This is a genomic window from Arcicella sp., from assembly GCF_964672035.1.
On sequence record NZ_CBABQS010000144.1, the window covers coordinates 1 to 5,147 of the forward strand.

3 protein-coding genes are annotated in these 5,147 nt (G+C 40.5%); 1 reads left to right on the plus strand and 2 read right to left on the minus strand.

All coding sequences use genetic code 11. The annotated features are described in order from the left end of the window. The coding region (locus AC1W31_RS20325; protein ID WP_481736332.1) for an amidohydrolase family protein at window positions 1-698 on the plus strand (698 nt) is incomplete at its 5' end. A 113-nt stretch (window positions 699-811) separates the two neighbouring features. On the opposite strand, the gene AC1W31_RS20330 is transcribed toward AC1W31_RS20325, so the two are convergent. Together AC1W31_RS20330 and bglX are read right to left on the minus strand one after the other, a co-directional pair. Next, window positions 812-2,815 (minus strand): S9 family peptidase, encoded by a 2,004-nt coding sequence (locus tag AC1W31_RS20330; protein WP_481736333.1) that lies wholly within the window; start codon window positions 2,813-2,815, stop codon window positions 812-814. A 271-nt stretch (window positions 2,816-3,086) separates the two neighbouring features. Continuing rightward, a partial coding sequence (gene bglX, locus AC1W31_RS20335) for a beta-glucosidase BglX (RefSeq protein WP_481736334.1) occupies window positions 3,087-5,147 on the minus strand: 2,061 nt, incomplete at its 5' end.

The window sequence follows — 5,147 nt, forward strand, 5'->3', positions numbered from 1 at the left end:
CGGATGGCGTAGATAATTTGACCAAAGCCGTGCGAACGCAAATTGGAAAAGGAGCGGATGTGATTAAAATTTATGCGGATTACCGTTGGGGTTTAATGAAAGATGCCCAACCTACTTTTTTGCAGGAAGAAATTGAGTTAATCGTAAAAATTGCCCAAAGTTCTGGGCGGCAAGTAGTTGCCCACGCCTCAACCCCCGAAGGAATGCGAAGAGCAATTATGGGCGGTATCAGCACGATTGAACACGGAGATAATGGCACGCCTGAAATTTTCAAATTGATGAAAGAAAAGGGCGTTTGTTTATGTCCAACGCTTGCCGCAGGCGATGCTACAAGCCAATATAGAGGTTGGAAAAAGGGACAAGAACCCGAACCCGAAAGAATTCAAGCAAAGCGAAAAACCTTCAAAATGGCGATGGATTTGGGCGTGCGTATATGTATGGGCGGAGACGTGGGCGTATTTCCGCACGGCGATAATGCCCGTGAAATGGAAATGATGGTTCAATACGGCATGAAACCCATTGATGTATTACGTTCTTCAACCTCAATCAACGCTGAATCTTTCAAAATGAAGGACTTAGGAGTGATAAAAAATGGTTTCTTAGCCGATATTTTGATTGTGGAGGGCAATCCTACGGAGCAAATTTCGGATATTCGGAAGGTGAAAGTGGTAGTGAAGGATGGGGTGGTGGTGAAGTGATTATTCTTTAAAACTAATGACAATTTTAAAGATTTGATGCATATTTTACGGAAGTCGTCGTTTTGAACGACGACTTCCGTTGAGACTTAAAGTGGATAGTTTAATATTTTTAATCATTTCAAATACTTATTCATCCAATCAATCCACAGTCTATCTCTTTCCATTTGCGTAACGGGGTCGCTGGCGTTATGGGCAGGAATGGGCCAACCGATGAATTTTGTTACCGTTCCATTGTCTTTTAAAGTATGATACAATTTATAAGATTGGGTCACTGGTACTCGTGGGTCGGCAGTATTGGCAAGAATTAACGTGGGCGCTTTAATGTTTCGTGCTTCGGTAATGGGCGATTGTGCAATGTATTTTTTCATGTTATCACCCACCCACGGAGAACCGCCAATGGCCGCTGCTCGCCCAACGTTAGAATCTCCCAAGTTATATTGGTCAACCCAATCAGTAACGGCCGCTCCCGCAACTGCTGCTTTCCAACCACCATAATGACCCGCTAACCAAACCGTCATATATCCTCCGTAAGACCAACCACTAATGCCTATTTTGGTGGTATCAATCATACCAGTTTTCTTTAATTTTGTTAAACCGACCATCACATCTCGCCCCGGGCCAGCGCCTGCATCTTCCACAATGGCAACTTTATATTCACTGCCCATATTATCACTTCCTCTATAATTTGGCTCAAATACGAAGTAGCCTTCATTGGCCAATAATTGTGAAAAACGAGAAAACTGCTCTACTGAGGCCGCATTTGGTCCTCCGTGAATCACTAAAACAAGGGGATATTGTTTGCCTTTTTCGTATTTTGTGGGATACGTCACAATGCCACATTGACTCCAACCTTCCGAATCCCATCTGAGTGTTTCCGTTTTTCCAAAAGCATAAGTGGCAATTTCTTTGTTAAAATCGGTAATTTTTACGGGTTTAGCCTTCGTGGACGACAAATAATAAAGCTCGGTAGGTTGTGAGGTTTCAGAACCAATGAAGGCAATACTTCCGTTTTTACCCACTGAGGCGTCAATCCAAAAAGACCACGCTGGACTCACATTTCCTAAATCAAATTTGGTTGTACTTCCATCCAATGAAAGCGTCCATAACGAAGTTTTGTTATCATCGTGTCCACCCACTAACATACTTTTTCCGTCGGGCATCCACAATGAACGGTACATATCCCGATTGATTTTTGAAGTTACATTTTTCCCTTCATCGCCTGCTTTATTGGTAGCCCAAATTTCGTTGATATTTTCATTGGCTCCTCCTTTTTTATACCAATAACAAATGCTACTTCCATCGGGTGAAAAAGTTGGATAAGATTCTGATTTTGTTCTGCTACTGAGCGGTTTAATAGAATTATCAGACAAGTTAAGCAATTGAATTGTTCTTGATTGACCATCGCCAGAATAAGGAGAATTTACTTTCACAAACAAAATTTGTTTCCCATCAGGCGACCATGAAAGTGGTGAAGAAGGTGCTCCTGGAGGAATGGTTACGGGTAAACTCCATTCTCCCGAAGTCAATTTTTTAGCTTCTCCATTGATAGTACTAATCAGCCAAATATGCGAAGGTGTAGGTTGACTGCTGATAAACATATCGTTATTTGCCACTTCAAAATCCGAGTAACCCTTTTCAATTTCTTTCTTATTTTTGGGTTCATCCGCAGTGACATAAGCAATACTTTCTGCATTAGGATTCCAAGCAAAATGCTGAATTCCTTTGGGGGCTTTTGTCAACTGTTTGGCATCTCCGCCTAACATCGAAAGCAAAAAGAGCTGTGTATTTGCCTCTTTTCCTTGTCCAGCTTTCGTCAAAAATGCCAATTGTTCTCCATTTGGCGACCATCTTGGTTGCGAAACCGTTTGTCTATCTTGGGTTAAAATTCGTTGTTTACCCGTGGCAATATCAATTAAAACTAACTCTGAATTATACCGATTTTGTTGATAATCGGGCCTTGAAACCACGATAACAACGCTTTTAGCATCGGGAGAAATCTGTGGGTCTGAAATGCCCGTAAATTTGGATACATCAGAAAGTTCAAACTTTTTTTGGGAGAATAAATTGGTAGAAAATAACGCTACCACTAATAAAAGGAAGGTAATTTTAGTGTTCATGAAGTATTTATGTTAAGGTTGATGATGAATTTTACTTGATTTTAAGGGCTATAAATCTTAAAATTTTTAGAAAAATAGTCTTTAAAAATCATGATGAAGATAGTGAAAAAATCTGGTATTTGGACTGTGACTTTTATTAAAATAACCCTATTAATATCTTGAAGAATTTGAGAAAATGGTTTTCATAAATGAGAGAAGTATTTGCTTTCCTCGAAAACAAAAAATGCGTCAAAAGAACCTCCTTTAACGCATTTTTCTATAATAAACACTTCTATTTCAACACAAAATTAACTTTCTTCAATTCCTCCGAATTAGTCCCAATCATCAACTCAAACTCACCCGCTTCAGCTTTGTAATTAAGATTATTATCGTAAAATTTCAAATCATTCGCTGAAATCGTGAAACTGACGGTTTTTGATTCGCCTTTTTTAAGCATAATTTTTTCAAAACCTTTCAATTCTTTTACGGGTCTTGCGGTGCTTCCTACTTTGTCGTGAATGTATAATTGAACGACTTCTTCTCCATCAAAATTACCCGTGTTTTTTACCTCAACCGATGCCGTAATTTTATCAGTCTGCGTCAAATTATTTTTGCTCAATTTAATATCTCCGTATTGAAAAATTGTATAACTTAACCCATATCCAAACGGAAAAAGAGCCGAATTTTGCACGTCTAAGTAGTTTGAACGGAATTTTTGAAACCATTTAGAATCATCACCAAGCGGACGACCTGTATTTTTGTGAGCATAATAAAGTGGAATTTGACCCACATTTCTTGGAAAAGTAGCACTTAATTTTCCCGATGGATTTACATCGCCAAATAGTACATCGGCAATGGCATTTCCTGCTTCACTTCCTGCAAACCACACATTCAGAATGGCTGGTACATTTTCATTTTCCCATGTCAACGTCAAAGGGCGACCCGTGAACAAAACTAATACTACGGGTTTACCCGTTTTCAAAAGGGCTTTTAATAAATCTTGCTGACTTTGCGGTAAACTAATGTCCGAACGGCTCGCTGCCTCGCCCGTCATTTCGGCTGCCTCGCCCAATGCCGCCACGATAACATCCGCATTGGCAGAAACTTTTACGGCTTCTTCAATCATTTCTGCATCACTTCGATTGTCTCGATAGGTCGGTTTTCCAAAAATGCTAACTCTTTCTTCCAATTTTGCGTCCGAAGTAATATTTGCTCCACGGGCCGAAATGATATTTACGCTATTTCCTGCCACATTTTTAATGCCTTGCAATAGCGAAATTGACTTCGTGAAATCGCCCGAAACGCTCCACGTACCCGCCATATTTTCTTTATTATCCGTCAAAGGACCTACCAAAGCAATCGTTGCTTTTTTCGATAAGGGAAGTATTTGATTCAAATTTTTCAATAACACGAATGATTTTGTAGCAATTTTACGGGCTTCATTTCTATTATTTTCACTGAAAATTTCCGTTTTAGCTTTATTTTCATCACAAAAGCGGTATGGGTTTTCAAACAAACCTAAGTCGTATTTTGCTGCTAAAATCCTCCGACAAGCGGCATCAATTTCGGCTTCGGTTATTTTCTTTTCGGTAACTGATTTTTTCAACGTAGTCAAAAATCCTTCTCCCACCATATCCATATCAATGCCCGCTTTCAAGGCTTTTGCCGAAACTGTTTGCAAGTCGCCAATGCCGTGGTCAATCATTTCGTTGATGCCCGTATAATCCGTTACTAAGAAACCTTTGAAGCCCCATTCTTTCCGCAACACATCATCCAACAACCATTTATTGGCGGTTGCAGGAACGCCATCAATTTCATTAAAAGAGGCCATTACAGAGCCTACGCCCGCATCTATGGCCGCTTTATAGGGAGGGAAATACTCGTTATACATGCGTGTGCGACTCATGTCCACGGTGTTATAATCACGCCCAGCCTCGGCGGCACCGTATAGAGCATAATGTTTTACACAAGCCATAATGTTGGAATTGGAAGCATAATTATTGCCCTGATAGCCCCGAACCATCGCTTTGGCAATGGCAGAACCTAAGAATGGGTCTTCGCCCGAACCTTCCGAAATACGTCCCCAACGTGGGTCACGTGAAATATCTACCATCGGCGAATACGTCCAACAAATACCATCTGCACTGGCTTCACTCGCAGCAATTTGAGCCGAACGTTCAATAACCGACATATCCCAAGTGCATGACAAACCCAAAGGAATGGGGAAAAGCGTGCGATAACCGTGAATTACATCCATGCCAAAAATCAGGGGAATCTTCATTCTACTTTGATTCACAGCAATTTCTTGGACTTTTCTGATGCGTTGGGGCGTAGAAATACTGAATAAACCGCC